The sequence below is a fragment of the Alistipes communis genome (assembly GCF_006542665.1).
In the GTDB taxonomy this organism is placed as follows: Bacteria; Bacteroidota; Bacteroidia; order Bacteroidales; family Rikenellaceae; genus Alistipes; species Alistipes communis.
The window spans coordinates 604,186-625,705 of the sequence record NZ_AP019735.1; the positions used below are offsets into that span (position 1 = coordinate 604,186).

Genomic DNA, 21,520 nt, shown 5'->3' on the forward strand with positions numbered 1-21,520 from the left:
CACTTGACCAAAACTTTTACTCCTCCCCATATCCAGAACCTTTTGTCGTCGTTTGTCACCCATTGTATATACATCACGTGTATTATTTCGGGGGGGGGTAAGACATATAGCAATCTGTCACTTTATGAATAGTGTAGAAGCCTCTGCAGGGCTGATATTCGAAGATAATCCATCAAATGAATATACCTCAGAATTCAGATCGAAGAATTCTGGAGGTATTCGGTAAAAATATACATTAATAAGCGATGATGAGAAAAGTATTGGTAACGGGAGGTGCCGGATTTATCGGTAGCAACCTATGTGAAGCATTACTGGAAAGAGGTGACTGGGTAGTTTGCCTTGATAATTTTTCTACGGGACATATGGAGAACTTAATTCCACTGATCTCCCGCTATCCGGATTCGTTCCGACTGATTGTGGGTGATATCCGGAATTTCGATGACTGCCTGAGAGCTGTCGAAGGCGTAGACTACGTACTACATGAAGCAGCACTGGGTTCGGTACCACGGTCTGTCAAAGACCCCGTAACAACTAATGAGGTCAACATCGGCGGATTTCTCAACATGATCGTCGCCTCTCGTGATGCCAAAGTAAAACGGTTTATTTTCGCAGCCAGTTCATCGACCTATGGCGATTCGAAATCGTTGCCTAAGGTAGAGGATGTCATCGGAAAGCCGCTCTCCCCATATGCTATCACCAAATACGTGGACGAACTCTACGCCGATGTTTTTGCCCGCACCTACGAAAAGTTCGAATATATAGGTCTGCGCTATTTCAATGTATTTGGCCGGCGCCAAGACCCGAATGGAGCTTATGCGGCAGTCATACCTCTCTTCGTAAAAAAACTGCTGAATCACGAAGCTCCCAATATCAACGGAGACGGAGAATATAGTCGAGACTTCACTTATATCGATAATGTAATCCAGATGAATCTACTGGCTATGGAGACCACGACTCCTGAAGCAATGAACCAGATATACAACACGGCCTGCGGGGAACGCACGACGCTTAACCAGCTAGTAAATTATCTGCGTGAATACCTTGGGGAGTATGATCCCGAAATCAAAAAAATTGAACCAACCCACGGTCCAAACCGAGTAGGAGACATCCCTCATTCGCTGGCTTCGATCGACAAGGCCCGCCATCTATTGGGATATGCTCCTCAATTCTCGATGAAGCAGGGTTTGAAAGCGGCTTGTGAATGGTATAGGAAAAATCTTTAAACATATAATTGCATGGATAGAGAAATTAAAATCTGCGTAATAGGCCTAGGTTATGTAGGACTTCCTCTGGCTCGACTTTTCTCGACAAAATATAATACTGTCGGATTTGACATGAGTTCAAATCGTGTAAACGCATTGATGTCTGGCCATGATACGACGCTGGAGGTACCGGACGAGTTATTACAAACAGCTCTTGCAAACGGTTTTGTTTGTACATCAGATATCGATGCAATCCGCGATTGTAATTTTTATGTAGTGGCAGTCCCGACTCCCGTCGATGAAAATAATAATCCCGATTTGCGCCCCCTGTATAATGCCAGCGAAACGATCGGCAAAGTCATTTCGAGAGGGGATATTGTAGTTTACGAATCAACTGTTTATCCGGGAGTTACAGAGAACGAATGTATTCCGGTGATCGAAAAAGTTTCCGGCTTGAAGTTCAATGAAGATTTTTTTGCCGGATACTCTCCCGAACGAATAAATCCCGGCGATAAACAGCATACGGTCGAAAAGATAAAAAAAGTGACCTCCGGATCCACGCCAGAAATTGGGCAGAGGATCAACGAAGTATATGCATCGGTTATTTCGGCTGGGACTCACCTTGCTCCCTCAATCAAAGTTGCGGAAGCAGCCAAAGTGATCGAAAACTCTCAGCGGGATATCAATATAGCTTTTGTAAACGAACTTTCGAAGATTTTTACCCGTATGGGTATCGATACGCAAGCGGTATTGGAGGCAGCTTCCACCAAATGGAATTTCCTACCGTTTAAACCCGGCTTGGTAGGTGGTCACTGCATAGGCGTCGATCCTTACTATTTAGCGCAATGCGCCCAGCGTTACGGCTACAATCCTGAAATTATTCTGGCAGGTCGTCGAATGAATGATGGCATGGGTGAATATGTGGCCCAACAGGTAGTGAAACTTATGATCAAGAAAGGAATCAAGGTACTCGGAGCTGATATTTTAATTTTGGGTTTTACATTCAAAGAAAACTGCCCCGATGTTCGTAACACAAAGGTGATCGACATCTTGCGTACGTTTCAAGAGTATGATACGAACATTTCCATTTATGATCCTTGGGTCGATCCTGCTATCGCACAACGGGAATACGGTATCGAAATCACAAATAATTTACCTGATCGGAAATTCGATGCTATTGTTCTTGCCGTGGCTCATGAACAATTCAAAAGTCTGAATATCGAAGAGTTGAAAAAATCGAATGCCGTCCTCTTTGATGTGAAATGGTGTATTCCGAAAAATACCGATGGACGATTATAAAATTAGGTTTTAATGAAAATCTGTCTCACAACATTTGTTCAAGGGCATCTTTATCAGGAATATTTGCCCATGCTGATTTATTCAATAGGAAAAGCCTATCCGGAATATGATGTTAAGATTTTTTTGCACGATACTTTACGTGACGATCTGCGGCCGGCATTAGATATGATCCGATCGACCTATGATCGTTTCGAGATTCGGGAACATACCTTCGCAGATTGTCCGAACATGAACTCTCTTGTGGCCCGAAGTCTACGATGGGTGTTATGGGATGAATCCTTCCGTGATTACGATTATCTTTATACAATCGATATTGATATGTTCTATATTCGTGAGCCCCAAGAACTCATGGAACAACATATCGAGCATATGAATTATATCGGTTCTGATTGCGTGAGCAATTTTCGCCGTATTAACGTTATACGGAAAACGCCGTTCGAAATAATGCGGATGTTTAAATGGGGCGGAATCCGAGGAGTGATCGACATGCTGAAGACGGATCGGGTAAACCGAATGTCCGGTCTCCATTTTGTCAAGGTCAAAGAATATTACGAGCATATTACTCCGGAAATCCTGCATAAATACCGATCGATCATATATGCCAACAAAATTATGCGTCTCAAACCTTTGATTTCATGTGAGCCACTGCTATACGACATGATGGAGGAAGGAGGTATTGATATGTCGGTATTCGGTGTTCAAAGTAGTGTGATCTCGATGTTGGATTTCGAAAACCCTCACGATCGAGGCTTCGGACCCAATCACGGTATCCATTTCGGGTTATTCCGGGTCGACCCTGCTGATATGGATAAAGACATAACCATTCAACTCGACCACAAAGCCTACCAATATTATATCGAAATATTCAGAAAGGAGATCCTGCCCGATCCTCTTTTCCGAAAACTTTATACAATGTTTCCGGAAAAGCTCAAAATGTATTTCCACAGATTTTTCCAGTACTACTGCTTGGAAACGAACGGCATAGCTGAATAGTAAAAATCCTCGATCTTGACGGATTCTTCTCGGACATCGAAGAGTATTCGGAACAGTAAAGTAGCTCTGATATATACGTTTTTCAACAGTATATTGAGCTTCTTCTCCCGGAAGATTTTTTTGGATCATCTGGGTACCGAAATTCTCGGACTCAATACCACAGCGGTCAACATTCTCCAGTTTCTCAACTTAGCCGAATTGGGAATTGGAACGGCAGTTACATTTACGATTTATAAGCCTCTTTTTGAGAAAGACTATGAATCAGTAAACGAAATAGTCTCTGTCCAAGGATGGCTCTATCGTCGGATTGCATGGTGGATGATTGGAGGGGCTCTCGTGGCAATGTGCCTTTTTCCATTCATCTTCAACAAAATGGAACTTCCGTTATGGTATGCCTATGCATCTTTCGGCGTACTGCTCGTTAGTTCCTTACTGGGATATTTTGTCAACTATAAACAAATCATACTGTCCGCAGACCAATGCGAGTATGCGATCACGTACAGCTACAAGGGCACACTGATCGTCAAAACGTTCTGCCAAATGGCTGCCGTCTATTATTTTCCAAACGGTTATCTATGGTGGCTTATTCTTGAATTTGTATTTGCTTTCGTCGCCTCTTGGCGGCTCAACCAAACCATCCGCAAACGAGCTCCCTTTTTGCATTCCAGCGTGTCGCTCGGACGCAAAATAAAGGGGAAATATCCGGATATCATCATAAAGATCAAACAACTATTTTTTCATAAAATCTCCGGATTCATTCTCACCGAAGTCACTCCATTGATTATTTACGGATATGCCAATTTGTCATTGGTAGCACTTTACGGAAACTATCTGGTTATTATCTCCGGAGTTAAATTAGCCGTTAGTTCTGTATTCGACAGTATCGGAGCCAGTGTAGGAAATTTAGTTGCCGAAGGGGATTCTCCCAAAATCATGACTGTATTTAACGAATTATTCAGTTCTCGATTTTTATTTATCACTACAGCCTGTTTTTGCCTTTATATACTCACTCCTGAGTTCGTAACGTTATGGATCGGGCCACAATACGTCCTTTCCAACTCTACCCTGCTGCTTATGATCCTCACACTCTATATCCGATGTCGGAAAACAACCGTCGACGTGTATCTGAATGCATATGGTTTATTCAATGATATTTGGGCACCGATAACAGAAGCCTGTCTGAATATCGGCTTATCAATATTATTCGGTTATTTCTGGGGATTAAACGGTATTTTAGCCGGAGTATTAGCGAGTCTGTTCATCGTACATTCGTGTTGGAAACCTTATTTCCTTTTCTCCAAAGGGTTGCACGTGCCTATAATAACCTATATACAAATCTATGCAAGACATATTTTAGCCGCAGCAATCGCTACGGGTCTGACTCTATGGATTTTCAGTTTTATCCATTTCCCGAGGAACGGACATTTTTCAGGATTTCTGCTGCGTGCTGCAATTACCTCCTCGATATATTTTTTGCTTCTATCGATAGGACTTTTTTGTTTCACCGTTGGTATGCGAGATTTTGTTGCCAGAATTCGAAGAATAATAAGTTGATATGAAAGGGCTGCACAAAAAAATAATTATAATTTCTACCGAATTTCCTCCGGGTCCCGGAGGAATCGGCTCCCATGCCTATTCTCTAACCGAAGCCTTATCTAATAAGGGGTGGGAAATGGACGTTTTTACTTGTGGAGATTATTCTTCGAAGCAAACGATCGTCGATTTCGACAGAAAACAATCTTTCAAAATCCACCGTTTCCGGAGAAAAGGGTGGCTTACCTACTTTTATAGGCTATATGATGTCGCACACTATATCCGTAAGCAAAGGGGGGGGGAAATTGTTATCGTATCAGGAAAATTCTCTCTTTGGATCGGGTTATGGCTCAGACTTCGTTTTTTCTACAGAGACCTGCATATTCTCGGTATCTTACACGGTTCCGAAGTGAACTTACCCGGTCTTTTGGGAAAGAAATTCACCCATCTTTCCATGATGGCCTGCAACCAATTAGTCGCAGTATCTCATTATACGGCATCGATTATTCCCGCATGGATACGGAAAAGTAAAAATATAAGCATAATTCCGAATGGAATCGACTGTCAACGAATGGATCGGAAATTAACCGAGTCTGTCCCTTTAAATTTACAAGGAAGCCCTATTTTGTTAACTGTCGGAGGAGTAACCCCTCGAAAAGGACAACATAGAGTAATACGTGCACTTCCCGAGATTATCCGGTCTTATCCCCAAGCTTGTTACCATATCGTTGGATTACCGATTTACCAAAAACAATTCGAGGAGTTAGCCATTCAGTGTGGAGTGCAAGAGCATATAGTGTTCCATGGAGTATGTCCGACTTGGGAGAAACTGACGGAATATTACAAAGCCGCGGATTTATTCATGCTTTTGAGTGAAAATCAAAAAAACGGAGATGTGGAAGGATTCGGTATCGTCGCATTGGAAGCTGGATTCTTCTCTTTACCGGTAATCGGAGCAAAAGGTTGCGGAATTGATGATGCCATCGATGACGGAAGAAGCGGCATTTTGGTAAATGGAGACAATGCAACGGAAATCTGCAATGCAATGACAAAGATTCTTGCAGACAAAAGCAGCTTCAAACAGAGATCGAAAGTCTGGGCCGAACAGCATGATTGGAATATAGTCATAGAAGATTTTATCCGCATACTGCCACCTACAAAAGCATAGAATCAATGAATTATTTAGATAGTCGGAACTATTCGATTCCATTTAAATGGTTAGTATTACATATCCTGCTGGGGATTACTGTCGTATACAGTCATACGGTGGCACAATTATGGGGTATCGTAGCATTAGTCGTCGGAATCGGGCTCATTTTGAAAAATCGGAATCGAAATGAAGAAGTTGCGAGAGTTATCGCCTACCTGGCTTCGCAAGAGGTACTTCTAAAAGTATGTGATGCGCAGATAGGTAGCGAATTCATAAAATATATTGTTGTTTTATTCTGCGTGATCGGTATACTGATATCAGACGTACCATACCCTAAAAATCGTCTTTGGATACTATTCCTAATTTTGTTGATTCCATCTACAATTCTTAGTATCAATTCGATAAAGTGGTTTGAAAATATCCGATATTCACTTTCAGGAATTGTTGTATTAGCCATATCCGCATACTATTTTACGGGAAGATGTGTAGAATGGAATAATTACAAAAAGATTTTAGGCGCTATTATACTCCCGTTGATTTCCCTATCTATAGTGGTAACGCTTGAAACTCCCGACTTCTCTGCAGTGGAGTTTACAGCCACTTCCATGTTTGAAACAACCGGAGGGTTTGGTCCTGTCCATTTATCCGTGGTTTTAGGTGTAGGAATTCTAATTCTCATCACTCTTTCTTTGATTAAACAATCGTTAGTTATAAACCTACTCGGAAATTACATTGCAATATGCTTTCTGGCCTTCAGATTGTTACTCTCTTTTTCCCGAACTGGAGTCGTTGCTTTGGTTGTCTCCTTGGGAGCAATTCTGTTTTGCTTGATCATGAATAACTCGATCAAGCTGAAAAAGATATTGATTTACCTAAGTATTATCGTTATGGCTGGTATCGTCGTTTGGAACAAGGTTGACGATGTCACGCATGGAGTAGCTTCGTTTCGTTTTTCAGGTAGAAACAGCGTCGGAGATAAACTTGACGATGTAACATCTGGACGTATTGATCTTTTTACAGAAGAACTATCTATGTTTGCAGAAAATCCTATTCTCGGTATTGGAGCTGGTAATACATCTTCCGAACGACAACATCGTTTCGGTCAGATACACTCCTCTCATACAGAATATTCGCGCCTGCTTTGTGAACATGGAATATTAGGTATTGTAATGAATTTGATCTTATTGGGAGTCCCTTTATCGTTTTTAAAAAAAACACGGGGAGTGACCCGGCTTTTTTTCGTGGCATTTATCGTCTATTCTCTGCTAAGCATGGTTTCAGCCGCGACCCGGACAACTTTACCTTTGCTGATATACGGACTGGCTTTTTTACGGATAAAAGAGGATTATATCAAGAAATAATGGTCATGAAACATCTCAACTCCATAGACATTGTCCGGTCACTCAGTATGCTTTATATCTTGATATTCCACTGCGGAAATTATACCGAAGAGATCAATTTCCAGCCTTGGGGTGACTTTTTTAAAAATGGGGCGTTGGGAACATTTATGTTTATCTCAGGTTATTTGCTGGGACGAAAATACACTATTTTTCATGGGATAGATGCAGTTAAATCTTTTTTTATCAATCGAGCCATTCGTATTCTGCCATTATTTTTCCTGTCGCTACTAATATATTTGTTCATGGGATATCTTTCGGTCAAAACCGTATTATTATCTATGACAGGATTTTCCGTAATTATTCCGCCTCAGCCTCCTACGCTTTGGTTTGTTTCCATGATCATATTATTCTACTATCTTTTCCCCATCATGTCAGGACAACGAATATCCTCTGTGTTTATGATCGCAGGCTGTATTATACTCGTGGTTATGGCCGCTCAGGGGGGGGGTCTGGATGTTGATCGACGTTTTTATTATTATTTTCCATGCTTCATTGTCGGAATTATAGCCGCAAGATATTTACCAAACCAATTCTCAAATTATAAATTTGGTATATTAGGGGCTATCGCATTCTCTTTGATTAGTACCGGATACTTGTGGTTAGATTTGTTTGGCAATGAACCTGCAAACTCTGTTTTTCGGATGCTAATAGCACTGTCAGGTACGATGTCATTCATATCGTTGTCTTACTATCTAACAAACTCTTCCCATATCTCTTTCTGGGCTTCTCGTATCGCCTATTCCAGTATGGCTGCATATCTATTCCATCGGCAAATATTTAGCGTTATCAGACAATATGTTTATTGGCCGGAAGATGGAACCGGAAGAGTCTTGTTTTTACTGTTTGTATGTATTCCAATCATTTTGTTAATTGGGTACATTATCCAAACCGTTTATGACTATTTCCTAAAAAAATTAGTAGTTCGGGAATAGATTGCCGTATTCCAATTAAATATCTATCTTATGAGACTTGTTATCCTACTGTTATACTACGGATTTTTGCGGTTTCTTCCCGCAACAGACAATGCCTATTGGATATTTTCTTTATTCAGAAAAACACGATCATGGGTCGGACACTTTCTATTTGACCAATGTGGAAAACAAATCAATATCGAACATGGAGCAAATTTCGGAACCGGTCGTGGAATCTCAATCGGCGACCGATCGGGAATTGGTATCCGTGCGAAAATACGGGGACCATTGCATATCGGATCGGATGTCATGATGGGACCTGATGTTATTATTCTTACTTCGACCCATGAGATATCCCGTACAGACATTCCGATGCGTGAACAGGGGGGGGTACAGGAAAAGAAGATCGAACAGTAGTGATCGGCGATGATGTTTGGATCGGTACGCGCGTTATTATATTACCGGGGGTAAAAATAGGTTCCGGGGCCGTGATTGCCGCGGGAGCTGTGGTAAGCCGAAACGTACCCGACTTCGCTATTGTCGGAGGAATTCCGGCCAGAGTTATCAAAATGAGAAAATAATAAATAGTTTATGAGGATTTTATTATTGAGCACGGGAGGAAAAATCGGAGGAGAGGAAACATTCACCCGAAATCTGGCTCTGGGGCTGATAGAACGAGGCCACTATGTCGAAATGGCGGTAGGAGGGCCGGTACAACGCGAAGACGCAGAAAAAGCAGGGATTAGAATCACCGAAATCGACATAACAGGCCGATCACCCAAGCGCATCGTATGCGCCGCCCGGCAATTAGCACATTATGCAACAAAGAACCGATTCGACATAATACATGCCCAAGCCGTCGGCCCTGCAATTATGGGTATTATCGCTAAAAAGTTTTTCGGTTGCAGGATTCCCTGGATATGGCATAATCACGGTATTACGGATTTCGCATATCGCTTTATTGTTCGTCACCTGAATAGTCTGGATCGAATTATCGCCAATTCGGATTATGTAAGGGAAATGCTCACAGGTAACGGAGTGAAAAGAGATCGAATCGAGCGAATACATAACGGAATTCATATCGCCGATTATACCGTAACGGAACAGGAACGTCTCGATGCCCGGGAGGCTGTCCGCAAAGAGTTTTCGCTGTCCGCCGATTGCCGTATCATTACTTATGTCGGACGCCTTTCTCCGGAAAAAGGGGTGGAGGTTTTAGTGGATGCTTTCCGAACCCTATGTATCTCAACAGAGAATGTCGCTTGCCTGTTGGTAGGAGATGGTGTGCAGCGGGAAGAACTGCAAGCCCGAATCAACTCGTATCCGTGCAAAGAAAAAATCATTTTTGCGGGATTCCGTAGAGATATAAAGCATCTACTTGCCGGCAGCGATGTTTTCGTGTTACCCTCTCATATTGAAACATTCAGTCTTTCCATTCTCCAAGCTTTCGCAGCCGGAACTCCTTGTGTGGCCAGCGACGTGGGAGGAACCCCTGAGCAAATCTTGCCAAGACTCAACGGCCTTCTGTTTCAAGACAACGATTCGACCGAACTGGCATCCAGATTAAACGAGATATTGAATGATGAGGAATTTCGCTGTTATTTGACTCATAATGCCATCGTTCTGAGTCATTCATATCTTAACGATAACAGAATGATCGGCGATATAGAAAATCTTTACGGACGTTTGATTTCCAAATAAATATGAAAGTAGCATTTCTGACAATGGGGAAAGATATAGGAGGAGCTAAACAGGACGTACTCACTCTTTCCCAAAAAATAGCCGCACACGGACACGATGTGTTCGTGATTGCCGCTCCTGGAGTTATGGATCGGGAACTGACAGGTACACCCGTCCAATTCATTCCGGCAGAATTCTATGTTCGTCGACCTTGGGGATTATGGAAAGCTTCTCGTTATCTGCTTCGAGTCGTACGGGAAAACAATATCGAACTGGTTAACCCGCAAGGCTTTTTTACGGCAATTATTGCATGGTTGATGCGTTTCAGTCTACATCGCCCGCATATTCCCATCGTGACGACTATCCACATGTTCTCGTCGTTGAATTTCTACAAATACGCCAGATTACTCAATATTTTCTCGGATGAAATTATCACCGAATCCAATTGTGAAAGGGTCCGGCTCGAAAGCGGAGGGGCAAAACGAAATCGGATCGAAGTGATCAACAATTCGGTCGATATGCAGCGGTTTTCCCAAGAACGAACAACTCCTGTTCTGAGAACTGAATACAGTATCGAATCAAGTTGCGTAGTATTCGGAATAGTAGCAAGACTCAGTCCTGAAAAACGGCATTCGGATTATATCGAAGCAGCCAAGATCGCACATCACAGGTTCCCTGATACTCGATTTTTCATCATAGGAGACGGTCCGCTTCGAGATACGTTACAGGCACAGGCTGCTGGACACGATTATATTATTTTCACAGGGGCACGACGGGACATCCCGAATGTATTACGGAGTTTGGATTGCTTTGTTCTCTCTTCAGAAGTGGAATCTCTGCCATTATCCATTCGGGAAGCTATGAGCATGTCTCTTCCTGTAATTGCAACCGACGTAGGCGGGAATAGAGAAATCGTAGCGGAAAACATTACTGGATATCTCGTAATGCCCAAAATACCCGATCAGCTTGCAGAGGCGATGTCGAATGTAATTGCTGATCGACTTAAACGCGAAGCTATGGGAAAAGCTGCACGAAAGTTCTGTGCAGATCGTTTCAATGCGGACAATTGGGCGGTGTATACAGAACAAAAATTCGAAAAAAGCATAAAACAACATTAATATGGACTTGATTGTCGGTGCAGGGATAACCGGATTATCCTACGCAGCAGCTACTTCAAACGATTATTTAGTCATCGAGAAAGAGCCGGAAATAGGAGGTTATTGCCGGACAATTCTACAAGATGGTTTTATATGGGATTACTCCGGACATTTTTTTCATTTCCGAAACAAGGATATCGAACGATTCGTGATGGATAAAATGCATAAGGATCGGGATATTATCACACTGAAAAAAATGACTCAGATTCGATATAAAAATAAGCATATCGACTACCCGTTCCAGAAAAACATTCATCAACTTGATAAAGCCGAATTTATCGATTGCCTGTATGACTTATTTGTCAACGAATATCGTGAAGGAACGACATTCAAAAGTATGCTGTATGCAAAATTCGGCAAATCCATTGCTGAAATTTTCCTCATCCCCTACAACGAAAAGTTATATGCTTGCGATCTTGACGAACTCGATCCGGATGCCATGGGACGCTTCTTCCCTTATGCAGACAAACAAGAAATTATTGCAAATTTCAAACATGCCAAGGAGAACTCGTATAACGCAACTTTCGAATATCCGAAAGGAGGTGCTTTTGAATACGTTAATTCAGTTTTCCAAAGAATAGATCCAAAGAAAGTTGCCACCGGCGAAGCTCTTGTTGAATTAGATATAGCTCGAAAGATCGCACGTACAACCCGCCGAAGCATAAAGTACGACCAGTTGATTTCTACGATCCCACTTCCGAAATTGCTCAGTTTATCCGGAATCGAGCATGATACACACCTATATTCAAGCAATAAAGTATTGGTCTTTAATCTCGGATTTGATCGTAAAGGCAACGAAAAAAGGAACCATTGGCTTTATTTTCCTGAGAAGAAATATATATTTTACAGAGTAGGTTTTTACGATAATATTTTCAACAGCGACCGCCTTTCTGCCTATGTGGAAATCGGATTCCGACAAGATGCACAAATTGACATAGATGCCTGTCTGACGCGAGTCTTGAAAGATTTGGAGACCGCAGGCATCATATCTGGACAAAAACTTGTTTCGTCACATTCCGTTATCATGGACCCTGCTTATGTCCATGTTACTTCGGCCATGGAAAAAGATAGAGCCGAAAAGATGAAAACGCTCTCTTCCTACGATGTATATTCAATCGGTCGGTACGGAGGGTGGTATTATTGTTCCATTGAAGATAATGTGGCAGAGGCACTCTCGCTGGCTCGTCGTATATCGCATGAATAAAATGAATTATCCCCTTGTTGCAATAGTCATTCCCACACTAAACGAAGCGCTTTTTATCGGGCCTTGTCTGGATTCTATTCTCGGACAGAACTATCCATTCAATCGGCTTGACATTATGGTCGTGGACGGAGGCAGCGATGACAAAACTCATGAAATAGTAAACGGTTATGCCGATAAATGGTCAAATATACGATGGATCGATAATCCTCGGAAAATTCAGTCTGCTGCTTTCAACATCGGAGTCAGTCGCTCTTCTGCTTCGATAGTGGTTAGAATGGATGCTCATGCCCGTTATGCTAGTGATTATATCTCAAAATGTGTCGCCAAACTATCCACCAATCCCGAACTGGGGAATGTAGGAGGAGTGTGTAAAGTCGAAGCCGGAGCTCCCACCCTAATGGGAAAAGCAAATGCCGTTCTGAACCAAACCTCGTTCGGTATTGGAGGAGCGGCATTTCGCATCGGAACCAAAGCCTGTTTTACCGATACAGTACCTTTCGGTGCCTTTCCCCGGAAGGTACTCGATGAAATCGGACCGATGAATGAAAAACTATCTCGCGGAGAAGATAACGAATATAATGCACGCATCCGAAATGCCGGGTACAAAATCTATTTCGATCCCCAAATCATTTCGACCTATTATTCCCGACCGACCCTTACCTCTTCCGTCCATCAAATGTACCGCAACGGACGTTCGATAGGAGTATTATTGCGAACTTTTCCACGGGCCGTAGGACTTCGGCACGTCGTTCCAGCCTGTTTTGTTGTGGGAATGCTCTCCTGTCTGTTGTTCGGTTGGTGGGTTCCTATTTTATGGAACGTATTGATATGGATACTAGTAGTGTATTGGATCGCAGCTCTGGGAGCAACAGGGTTGGCATGCCTCAGATTTGGATTCGACATGGGATTCATACTGCCGATATTATTTTTTTCTGTCCACATTGCTTATGGGACAGGTACCGTATATGGATTTTTAACTAAAAAAATATAAAATTTATGCAAATACCATTTTCCCCGCCAGATATGACGGAAGCAGAAGAGATCGAAGTCGCCCAAGTCCTTCGTTCGGGATGGATCACCACAGGACCTCGCACAAAAGAATTTGAACGCCAAATTGCTTCATATTGCCATACGCCCAAAGTCGTATGCCTGAACTCTGCCACAGCCTGTATGGAAATGATTCTGCGGGTACTGGGTGTAGGGCCCGGAGATGAAGTCATTACATCGGCATATACCTATACGGCTTCGGCCAGCGTAGCCTGCCATGTGGGAGCAAAATTAGTCATGGTCGATACAGCGCCGAATTCTTTCGAAATGGATTATGAGCAACTGGCGCAGGCTATCACGTCCCGGACAAAAGTCATCATTCCGGTGGATCTGGCAGGAATCATTTGTGATTACGATCGTATTTTCTCTATTGCAAACGATAAAAAACAACTGTTCCAGCCATCCAACAAGTTGCAAAACTCTATTGGTCGAGTAATTATTCTTGCAGATGCGGCTCATGCATTTGGAGCAAAACGGAACGGTAAAATGTGTGGAGAGATTGCTGATTTTACCTCTTTTTCGTTCCATGCGGTAAAAAATCTCACCACAGCAGAAGGTGGAGCACTGACTTGGCGCTCGATTCCTGGAATCGACAACGAATGGCTTTACCAACAATTTCAACTTTTGTCCCTTCACGGCCAAAATAAGGATGCATTGGCCAAAACACAACTCGGTGCATGGGAGTACGATATTGTCGCTCCTAATTTCAAATGCAACATGACAGATATCATGGCCGGTATCGGATTGGTACAGTTGAAACGTTACCCCGAAATATTGCGCCGCCGCCAACAGATTATCAACCGTTATGATGAAGTGCTGCGAGATCAAAACCTGCAATTACTCCTCCATTACGGAGAAAATCACACTTCGAGTGGTCATCTCTATCTGGTACGCCTGATAGGACGAGAAATCGACGAGCGTAACGAGATCATAATAAAAATGGCAGAACGAGGCATTGCTTGTAATGTCCATTATAAACCTTTGCCGATGATGACGGCATATAAGAATCTCGGATTCGATATTGCGAATTATCCAAACGCTTATAATCAATATCGTAACGAAATTACACTACCATTACACACACGTCTCTCTGATGAAGAAATAGAATATGTCTTAGCTAATTTCATCAATCTCATTTCAAAATAATAGCTTCGTTGAAACGTGTCTTTGATCTTATTGTAAGCAGTCTGGGACTGCTGATTTTAAGTCCATTGCTTCTTGTATTGGCAATATGGGTTAAATGCGACTCTCCGGGGCCCATCTTCTACCGCCAACTGAGAGTCGGGCGAGGTAATCAGGATTTCTGGTTATTCAAATTTCGTTCGATGCAAGTGGAGGCAGATAAAACGGGATTGATCACCATCGGAGGACACGATCCTCGGGTAACACGTTCGGGATATTATATCCGAAAATACAAATTGGACGAATTACCTCAATTGATTAATGTGTTCCGTGGTGATATGAGTTTGGTAGGGCCGAGACCGGAAGTCCGGAAATACGTTAATTTGTACACTTCGGAACAATTAAAAGTTTTGCAGGTACGACCTGGAATAACGGACCCTGCTTCAATTCGTTATCGGAATGAAAATGAGCTATTAGCACAAGTCCCTGATCCGGAAAAATATTACCGAGAGGTAATTATGCCTGATAAATTGAAAATCAATCTAAAATATATTGCCAATATCTCTTTCAAAAACGATTTACAAATTATTCTCCATACGTTTTTTGCCATATTAAAATAACCCAACTATATGTAGATTCAGGGAGTTTTTCTCTTATATCCGATGGCGACCTATGGTCGCCATTTTTTACCAAAATTATATTTAGATATATACAGTCGTATAAATTATGACTATTATGTAAAGTTGCAAACTGTATTTTGCAACTTGTTTTGTTCATTCAATTTAAAGTATCAACTTTCAGACTACGAACCGGGGCCGTCGCCGATGATAAAAAACGCCGTTCCCCGATCGGGGAACGGCGCAGCCGAAATGTCGGAGAACGGCTATTTCGTAAATTTGTTCTGGTGTTTCAACGCGCCCGAAGCATCGTAAATCTTCACGTCGATGTTGCGGGCGTCCGCCTTTACGTCCATACGGGTCAGATTGGGATTGCACAGCACGGGGAAATCGCAGCCGTTCTCGCCCTTGTCCCAGAATTTGTAACGGTGGATATGGGCCGACAGCATCAGGTCGATGCCCGCACGGTTGAGAATCGGGACGAACAGCCGCGCCACCTCCGAGCCGCCGTGCCAGCCGCCGGGAGCAGGAGGCATGTGGCAGAAGACGATGCGCACGGGGGCGCTCTTGAAATCAGGCTCCTCGACCACGCGCGCCAGCCACTCGGCCTCCTCGGCACGGAAATCGTCGGAACGCATCAGATCCATGTTGCGGATGTCGCTGTCGGGCTTGTCTTCGCCGCTGTCGAGCACGATGAAGTAGACGGGCCCCTGACGGAACGAAAAGTAAGGACGCCCCGTCGACGAAGGAAAGTAGTTCATCCACTCCATGGCGAACGTACCGCGGTTCTCGTGGTTGCCGCGCGCCACGTAGAGCGGCGTATCGGAGGCGAAGAGCTCCGACGACGAGGTGAGGTAGTGATCCATCAGCTCGCTCTCGGCGTCGATCGACGTGGTCATGTCGCCGTTGAAGCAGACGAAGTCGTACTTGCCGGGCTTCACGTCCTTGTAGAGAACGCGCAGGATCGAGTCGTGCTCGTGCATGTCGTTCACCACCGAGAAGGCGACCTCGCTCTTCGAGCGGTCGAGCGTCGTCACCTCGAAGGGCTTGTGCCGCAGGATGTCGCTGCCGAAGCCCTCGCCGAAGATGACGCGCTTGCGGCCTTCGTTCACCAGCACGCCGTTCTGCATCACCCTGTAACGGTAGGTGGTGGCGGGTTCGAGTCCGCTCACCGTCACCACATGGAGCTTGCCGATCGGACGGCGGCCGTTGAGCACCTGATAGTATTTCGGACGTTCGGTGTTGTAGAAATGCGTACCGTCGTCGGGTGCGATCTCGACCCACGAGACGGCGTCGATGTTGGTGGTCCAAACCACCGTGAACTCCCGCTCGCCCACCGCTTGGAGGTAGGGGCCGGAGACGACATGCACCGAAGGCTGCGCGGCGGCCGTCATCGGCAGCGCGAACAGGAGGGCTGCCAAAAAAAAGTAGAGAAGTCTTTTCATTTTCGAGAATACGTTTAGGGTTCTGGTTCGCCCGAAATATACGGTTGAATATACCGCAAATGTAAAGAGAAAAAATCATAATTCCATAAGTAACGTCTGCCTTTCTGTTGTTCTTTACGATTTTTTACTTACATTTGCATAAGCAGTCGAAACAATACGAACCGCTTTCACTGGCGCGCGACACACCGCTGCGGCAGTGGAACTCAAACTCAAACCGAATGATGACACCCGAACAAACGAAAAAATTCAAGTACTGGCAAACCCGCACCATCATCGTCTCGATGATCGGTTACGCACTCTACTATTTCGTGCGCAAGAACTTCAACACCGCCATGCCGAGCATCGAGGCTACCTTCGGCATCACCAAGACGCAGCTCGGAATCTTCCTGACCCTCAACGGCGTCATCTACGGCGTTTCGCGGTTCATCAACGGATTCATCGCCGATCGGGTGAGCGCCCGCAAATTCATGGCGCTGGGCCTGGCGCTCTGCGCGCTCGTCAACATCGGGTTCGGGTTCAGCGACAAAATGGCCCTGCTCATCACGGGCACGGCCGGCGGCAGCGAATACATCACGGCGCTGACGATCATCATGGGTTCGATCCTGCTGCTGAACGGCTATTTCCAGGGCATGGGCGTGCCGCCCGTCTCGCCGCTGATGACCCACTGGGTCCCGGCCAACGAACTGGCGACCAAGATGTCGATCTGGAACATGTCGCACTCGATCGGCGCCGGTCTGATTTTCGTGCTGGGGGCGCTTCTCGTCCACCACTTCGACAACAGCGCATGGCGTCTCTGCTTCCTCGTTCCGGCGGCCATTTCGCTCATCGGCGCAGGTGCGCTCTATCTCACGCTGCGCGACAAGCCGTCGTCGGTCGGACTGCCCGAGCTGGAAACGCAGGCCGCACCGCCGGCCGTCGGGGAGAAGAAGGAGACCACGTCGGACTCCGCCTACCACAAGGCGTTCCTGCGCCGCATGGTATTCGGCAACCCGATCATCTGGGTGCTGGCCGTCACCAACTTCTTCGTCTACATCGTCCGCTTCTCGATGCTCGACTGGGGCATGATGCTCCTGCCCGGTTCGAAGGGCGTATCGGTCGCCGTGGCGGGCATCATGGTAGCCGTCTTCGAGTTCGTAGGCGGCAATCTGGGCATGGTCGTCGCAGGCTGGGCCACGGACCATATCTTCGGCAGCCGCGCCCACCGCACCTGCGTGTTCTGTATGCTCGGCGCCATCATCTCCACGGCGATCTTCTGGCTCGTCCCCGACACAGCCTCGGCATGGGTACTGGCCATTCCCTTCACGCTGATCGCCTTCTTCATCTACGGCCCGCAGGCATTGCTGGGCATCGCGGCGGCCAACCAGGCCACCAAGGAGGCGGCGGCCAGCGCCAACGGCATCCTGGGTATCTTCGGTTACGCCAGCACGCTGATCTCGGGCGTGGGATTCGGCTACGTGGCCGACCACTACGGCTGGGGCAGCACCTACATCGTGATCCTCGCCTTCGCCGTCGTCGGTATGCTGACGATCGCCACGATCTGGAACGCCAAGGGCGACGGCTACGAAGCGGCGGCGAAATTCAACGCCGAACGGGAGAAAAAAATCAATCTGCAAGCATAATAAATACACCATGCAACCCACCAAAGAAGGAAAAATATCGGTTTCGGTCATGTGCTCCGATCTGATGAATCTGGAGCGCGACATCAAGCAATTGGAACGCAACGGCGTGGATTACCTCCACGTGGATGTGATGGACGCCCATTTCGTTCCCAACCTCACGTTCGGCGTCGATTTCATCGCGGCGATGCACCGCGTAACGAAGCTGCCGCTCGACATCCACCTGATGGTCGAACACCCCCTCCCGATCATGGAGGCGATGGACATCCGTCCCGGCGACCGGATTTCGCTGCACGTCGAACTGGGGGAACAGCTGCACGAGCTGGCGAAAGCCGTCCGGGCGCGCGGAGCGCATTTCGGACTGGTGGTGAATCCCTCCACGCCGGTCGAGGCGCTGACGCCCTATCTCGACGAGATCGAATGGGTGATCCTGATGCTCGTCCAACCCGGTTTCGCCGGAGCGAAGCTCATCGACGGCATCCTCGACAAGGTCGCTGCCGCACGCCGCTTCCTCGACGAACACGGCCACCCCGAAACGGAAATTTCGGTCGACGGGTCGGTAAGCTGCGAACGCGCCCGCCTCATGCGCGACATGGGCGCCTCGATCTTCGTCGGCGGGACGGCAGGCATCTACCGCAAGGGAATGACCCTCGACGAAAGTATCCCGCTCTTCCGACAGGCAATAAAATAGCACGAACATGAAGCCCCCTCTCGAACACACTCTCTCCCTTCCTCAGGCACCGGCGATCGTCAACGAACGGCACCGCAGGATCATGGCACTGTTGCACCAGCAGACATCGCTGTCCGTTTCGCAACTGGCCCACATGCTCGGCGTCTCGGAGGTGACGATCCGCAAGGATCTGACGCTGCTCGAACAGCAGCAGATGCTTTACCGCGTACACGGTTCGGCGATCCTGGCCAACCCCTACATTCAGGAGCGTCACGTCAACGACAAGGAGAAACTCTGTTCCGACCAAAAACGCGCCATCGGAGCCTATGCCGCACGGCTCGTGGAACCGCGCGACACGATTCTCATCGCTTCGGGGACGACGACGCTCGCCATGGCGCGCGAGATCCGCGAGGTGGAGGAGCTGACGGCGATCACGACGTCGCTGAGCGTCGCCACGACGCTCGCGGAGAACGACGAATGCACGGTAATCCAGCTCGGCGGCGTGCTGCGCAACAGTTCGTTTTCGGTCGTAGGGCCTTTCGCCGAACAGATGCTCCGGCAGTTTTCGTGCAGCAAGCTCTTCTTCGGGGTGGACGGTTTCGATCTCAACTACGGTGTGACGACGACCAATCTCATGGGCGGTCACCTGGCGCTGATGATGATCGAGACGGTGCAGAAGGTCATCGCGCTGGTCGACTCCTCGAAATTCGGCCGGCGGGGATTCTGCAAGATGTGCGACGTCGACCGCATCGACATGGTCATTACCGACGACGGCGTGTCGCCGATCGTGGTCGAACAATTGCAGGAAGCCGGCATCGACGTCCGTATCGTCGAAGTCATCCGGACGACGGTGCCTTGACCCGCTCCGCATTGCATACGCCATACGGATCGGCCCAGCGGGATCTTCGTCCGTACAGGGAGCGGTACAGCCTTCCGATACGGATATGCACTCGTCCTTCTCCGGGAGCGTCGAAGGACGAGGAGCGAAGGAAGCGTCGAAAGGGAATGAATTTTTTTACTCAGAATTTGGAATTTTAAAAATTATCCTTAACTTTGCACCACGATTCGAACGAAAATCCGTTCCGGATCGGGATGGTGCCATAGCTCAGTTGGTAGAGCAAAGGACTGAAAATCCTTGTGTCGCTGGTTCGATTCCCGCTGGTACCACTTGAAAATGAACGACTTACAGCAATGTAGGTCGTTCTTCTTTTATCTTTTTCGTAGCGGTTTTATGCACGTTTGAACAGGTTGTTTAAACCGTTGTTTAAACCATGAGTGCCACAATCGAGGTCGTTTGCTACAAGTCCAAAGTATTGGCAAACAATGAATCACCGCTAATGTTACGAATCACGAAAGACCGTAAGTTGAAATATTCCAGCATCGGTGTTTCGGTCAATCCTGCATTGTGGGATTTCGAGAAAAACAAACCACGTAGAAATTGTCCTAATCGTTTGCATATCGAACGCCTTATTGCTGATAAGATAGAAGCCTATCGTGCAAAAATGATTGAATTGCAGGCCGAGAAAAAAGAGTTTACCGCAACATCGTTACATGAAAGAGTTGTAGATAAGACTACCAAACGCACGGTTGATGAAGTATTTCGGTCTCAAATCGAGAATTTGAAGCAAACGGGGCGAACAGGCTATGCGCTTTCGCATCAAGAAGTTTATAATTCCTTGCTGAAATTCAACGGGCATCTGAATATCTACTTTTCAGACATCGACACGGTTTGGTTGAAACGCTATGAAACATGGTTGCGGGGACAGGGATTTTCAGAAAATACGATAGGTCGCCGATTCCGTACTTTGCGGGCAGTCTATAATGTAGCCATTGAGGAAAAGTGTGTGAAAGCAGATTATTACCCATTCAAATCCTACAAGGTTTCCAAACTGCACCAAGCGACGGCAAAGCGAGCCATAAGCAAGGCAGACATCATGCGGATTATCGAATACCGCAGTAATGATTTTTACAAGCAATTTGCAGTCGATTTGTTTGCGTTCGGTTACTTCATGGGTGGTATCAATTTCGTGGATATAGCCTACCTTAAAACAGATAATATCGTGGATGGGAGGTTAATCTACACACGGCGAAAGACGCATAAGTTGATAAGGCTACCTTTACAGCCCACAGCACGGGAGATTATAGATCGTTACCAACAAGACGGTGCGCTCTTTTTGTTTCCTATACTTTCTGCATTTCATAAAACCGAGCAACAGCAGCGTAACCGAGTTCACAAAGTCATTTCCAAAGTGAACGAGCGATTGAAAGAGGTGGGAAAAGAGTTGGAAATCCCGATCGACTTAACAACCTATGTTTCGCGGCATAGCTTTGCGACCGTATTGAAACGTGAGGGCGTTAGCACGTCGATAATTTGTGAATCGCTGGGACATAGTTCTGAAAAGGTAACGCAAATCTACTTGGATAGCTTTGAAAACAGCCAGATCGACGCGGCTATGCAGCACTTGTTATAGAGG

Annotated in this window: 19 protein-coding genes, 1 tRNA gene and 1 pseudogene; 20 read left to right on the forward strand and 1 reads right to left on the reverse strand. The window is 46.1% G+C overall.

What is annotated here, in order from left to right; all coding sequences use genetic code 11:
• The first annotated feature begins 245 nt into the window (after nt 1-245).
• The 15 genes and pseudogenes from FMF02_RS02605 to FMF02_RS02675 all read left to right on the forward strand — a co-directional run bounded on the left by FMF02_RS02605 (nt 246) and on the right by FMF02_RS02675 (nt 15,318).
• Nucleotides 246-1,223: an SDR family oxidoreductase gene (locus FMF02_RS02605; protein ID WP_141412112.1), complete on the forward strand. Its 978-nt coding sequence runs from the start codon at nt 246-248 to the stop codon at nt 1,221-1,223.
• Nucleotides 1,224-1,235: 12 nt separating this feature from the next.
• Nucleotides 1,236-2,501, forward strand: coding sequence for a nucleotide sugar dehydrogenase (locus FMF02_RS02610; protein WP_141412113.1), 1,266 nt, complete (start codon nt 1,236-1,238; stop codon nt 2,499-2,501).
• Nucleotides 2,502-2,513: 12 nt separating this feature from the next.
• A complete protein-coding gene (locus FMF02_RS02615) occupies nt 2,514-3,494 on the forward strand; it encodes a hypothetical protein (RefSeq protein ID WP_141412114.1) in 981 nt (326 codons plus the stop codon).
• Between the two features lie 15 nt (nt 3,495-3,509).
• Nucleotides 3,510-5,048 (forward strand): lipopolysaccharide biosynthesis protein, encoded by a 1,539-nt coding sequence (locus FMF02_RS02620; RefSeq protein ID WP_394344400.1) that lies wholly within the window; start codon nt 3,510-3,512, stop codon nt 5,046-5,048.
• A gap of 1 nt (nt 5,049) precedes the next feature.
• On the forward strand, nt 5,050-6,195 hold the full coding sequence (locus FMF02_RS02625) for a glycosyltransferase family 4 protein (RefSeq protein WP_141412116.1): 1,146 nt from the start codon (nt 5,050-5,052) through the stop codon (nt 6,193-6,195).
• Nucleotides 6,196-6,200: 5 nt separating this feature from the next.
• Nucleotides 6,201-7,538, forward strand: coding sequence for an O-antigen ligase family protein (locus FMF02_RS02630; RefSeq protein ID WP_141412117.1), 1,338 nt, complete (start codon nt 6,201-6,203; stop codon nt 7,536-7,538).
• Between the two features lie 5 nt (nt 7,539-7,543).
• Nucleotides 7,544-8,509, forward strand: a complete 966-nt coding sequence (locus FMF02_RS02635; RefSeq protein ID WP_162502261.1) for an acyltransferase family protein — start codon at nt 7,544-7,546, stop codon at nt 8,507-8,509.
• Nucleotides 8,510-8,539: 30 nt separating this feature from the next.
• A complete protein-coding gene (locus FMF02_RS02640; RefSeq protein ID WP_141412119.1) occupies nt 8,540-8,905 on the forward strand; it encodes an acyltransferase in 366 nt (121 codons plus the stop codon).
• A 2-nt stretch (nt 8,906-8,907) separates the two neighbouring features.
• Nucleotides 8,908-9,063 (forward strand): annotated as a pseudogene (locus FMF02_RS02645) (DapH/DapD/GlmU-related protein); the annotation flags it as partial.
• 16 nt (nt 9,064-9,079) lie between these two features.
• Nucleotides 9,080-10,189, forward strand: a complete 1,110-nt coding sequence (locus FMF02_RS02650; RefSeq protein WP_141412121.1) for a glycosyltransferase family 4 protein — start codon at nt 9,080-9,082, stop codon at nt 10,187-10,189.
• A gap of 2 nt (nt 10,190-10,191) precedes the next feature.
• Nucleotides 10,192-11,286, forward strand: a complete 1,095-nt coding sequence (locus tag FMF02_RS02655) for a glycosyltransferase family 4 protein (protein WP_141412122.1) — start codon at nt 10,192-10,194, stop codon at nt 11,284-11,286.
• A 1-nt stretch (nt 11,287) separates the two neighbouring features.
• The gene (locus FMF02_RS02660; RefSeq protein WP_141412123.1) at nt 11,288-12,529 is read left to right on the forward strand and encodes a protoporphyrinogen/coproporphyrinogen oxidase; all 1,242 of its coding nucleotides are present in this window, start codon (nt 11,288-11,290) and stop codon (nt 12,527-12,529) included.
• A gap of 1 nt (nt 12,530) precedes the next feature.
• Nucleotides 12,531-13,520, forward strand: a complete 990-nt coding sequence (locus FMF02_RS02665) for a glycosyltransferase family 2 protein (RefSeq protein WP_162502262.1) — start codon at nt 12,531-12,533, stop codon at nt 13,518-13,520.
• Between the two features lie 5 nt (nt 13,521-13,525).
• Nucleotides 13,526-14,722 (forward strand): DegT/DnrJ/EryC1/StrS family aminotransferase, encoded by a 1,197-nt coding sequence (locus FMF02_RS02670; protein WP_141412125.1) that lies wholly within the window; start codon nt 13,526-13,528, stop codon nt 14,720-14,722.
• 8 nt (nt 14,723-14,730) lie between these two features.
• Complete coding sequence (locus FMF02_RS02675) at nt 14,731-15,318, forward strand: sugar transferase (protein WP_141412126.1); 588 nt, start codon at nt 14,731-14,733, stop codon at nt 15,316-15,318.
• Between the two features lie 263 nt (nt 15,319-15,581).
• On the opposite strand, the gene FMF02_RS02680 is transcribed toward FMF02_RS02675, so the two are convergent.
• Nucleotides 15,582-16,760, reverse strand: coding sequence for a purple acid phosphatase family protein (locus FMF02_RS02680; protein WP_026075070.1), 1,179 nt, complete (start codon nt 16,758-16,760; stop codon nt 15,582-15,584).
• Nucleotides 16,761-16,981: 221 nt separating this feature from the next.
• Here FMF02_RS02680 and FMF02_RS02685 point away from each other — a divergent pair, with 221 nt between their 5' ends.
• The 5 genes from FMF02_RS02685 (at nt 16,982) to FMF02_RS02705 (ending at nt 21,517) form a co-directional block, all read left to right on the forward strand.
• Nucleotides 16,982-18,379, forward strand: a complete 1,398-nt coding sequence (locus FMF02_RS02685) for an MFS transporter (protein ID WP_141413543.1) — start codon at nt 16,982-16,984, stop codon at nt 18,377-18,379.
• Between the two features lie 10 nt (nt 18,380-18,389).
• Nucleotides 18,390-19,067 carry a ribulose-phosphate 3-epimerase gene (locus tag FMF02_RS02690; protein ID WP_019131301.1) on the forward strand — a complete coding sequence of 226 codons (678 nt, stop codon included), beginning with the start codon at nt 18,390-18,392 and terminating at the stop codon, nt 19,065-19,067.
• Between the two features lie 7 nt (nt 19,068-19,074).
• Nucleotides 19,075-19,905: a DeoR/GlpR family DNA-binding transcription regulator gene (locus FMF02_RS02695; RefSeq protein ID WP_019131302.1), complete on the forward strand. Its 831-nt coding sequence runs from the start codon at nt 19,075-19,077 to the stop codon at nt 19,903-19,905.
• A gap of 235 nt (nt 19,906-20,140) precedes the next feature.
• A tRNA-Phe gene (locus FMF02_RS02700) sits at nt 20,141-20,213 on the forward strand.
• 104 nt (nt 20,214-20,317) lie between these two features.
• Complete coding sequence (locus FMF02_RS02705) at nt 20,318-21,517, forward strand: site-specific integrase (protein ID WP_141412127.1); 1,200 nt, start codon at nt 20,318-20,320, stop codon at nt 21,515-21,517.
• Nucleotides 21,518-21,520: the final 3 nt, after the last annotated feature.

Excerpts from the sequence above, each read along its gene's own strand:
- FMF02_RS02685 (WP_141413543.1), top strand. The coding sequence starts at position 16,982 with ATGACACCCGAACAAACGAAAAAATTCAAGTACTGGCAAACCCGCACC.
- FMF02_RS02610 (WP_141412113.1), top strand. The coding sequence starts at position 1,236 with ATGGATAGAGAAATTAAAATCTGCGTAATAGGCCTAGGTTATGTAGGA.
- FMF02_RS02665 (WP_162502262.1), top strand. The coding sequence starts at position 12,531 with ATGAATTATCCCCTTGTTGCAATAGTCATTCCCACACTAAACGAAGCG.
- FMF02_RS02630 (WP_141412117.1), top strand. The coding sequence starts at position 6,201 with ATGAATTATTTAGATAGTCGGAACTATTCGATTCCATTTAAATGGTTA.
- FMF02_RS02670 (WP_141412125.1), top strand. The coding sequence starts at position 13,526 with ATGCAAATACCATTTTCCCCGCCAGATATGACGGAAGCAGAAGAGATC.
- FMF02_RS02635 (WP_162502261.1), top strand. The coding sequence starts at position 7,544 with ATGAAACATCTCAACTCCATAGACATTGTCCGGTCACTCAGTATGCTT.
- FMF02_RS02680 (WP_026075070.1), bottom strand. The coding sequence starts at position 16,760 with ATGAAAAGACTTCTCTACTTTTTTTTGGCAGCCCTCCTGTTCGCGCTG.
- FMF02_RS02615 (WP_141412114.1), top strand. The coding sequence starts at position 2,514 with ATGAAAATCTGTCTCACAACATTTGTTCAAGGGCATCTTTATCAGGAA.
- FMF02_RS02625 (WP_141412116.1), top strand. The coding sequence starts at position 5,050 with ATGAAAGGGCTGCACAAAAAAATAATTATAATTTCTACCGAATTTCCT.
- FMF02_RS02650 (WP_141412121.1), top strand. The coding sequence starts at position 9,080 with ATGAGGATTTTATTATTGAGCACGGGAGGAAAAATCGGAGGAGAGGAA.
- FMF02_RS02605 (WP_141412112.1), top strand. The coding sequence starts at position 246 with ATGATGAGAAAAGTATTGGTAACGGGAGGTGCCGGATTTATCGGTAGC.
- FMF02_RS02655 (WP_141412122.1), top strand. The coding sequence starts at position 10,192 with ATGAAAGTAGCATTTCTGACAATGGGGAAAGATATAGGAGGAGCTAAA.
- FMF02_RS02695 (WP_019131302.1), top strand. The coding sequence starts at position 19,075 with ATGAAGCCCCCTCTCGAACACACTCTCTCCCTTCCTCAGGCACCGGCG.
- FMF02_RS02690 (WP_019131301.1), top strand. The coding sequence starts at position 18,390 with ATGCAACCCACCAAAGAAGGAAAAATATCGGTTTCGGTCATGTGCTCC.
- FMF02_RS02640 (WP_141412119.1), top strand. The coding sequence starts at position 8,540 with ATGAGACTTGTTATCCTACTGTTATACTACGGATTTTTGCGGTTTCTT.
- FMF02_RS02705 (WP_141412127.1), top strand. The coding sequence starts at position 20,318 with ATGAGTGCCACAATCGAGGTCGTTTGCTACAAGTCCAAAGTATTGGCA.
- FMF02_RS02660 (WP_141412123.1), top strand. The coding sequence starts at position 11,288 with ATGGACTTGATTGTCGGTGCAGGGATAACCGGATTATCCTACGCAGCA.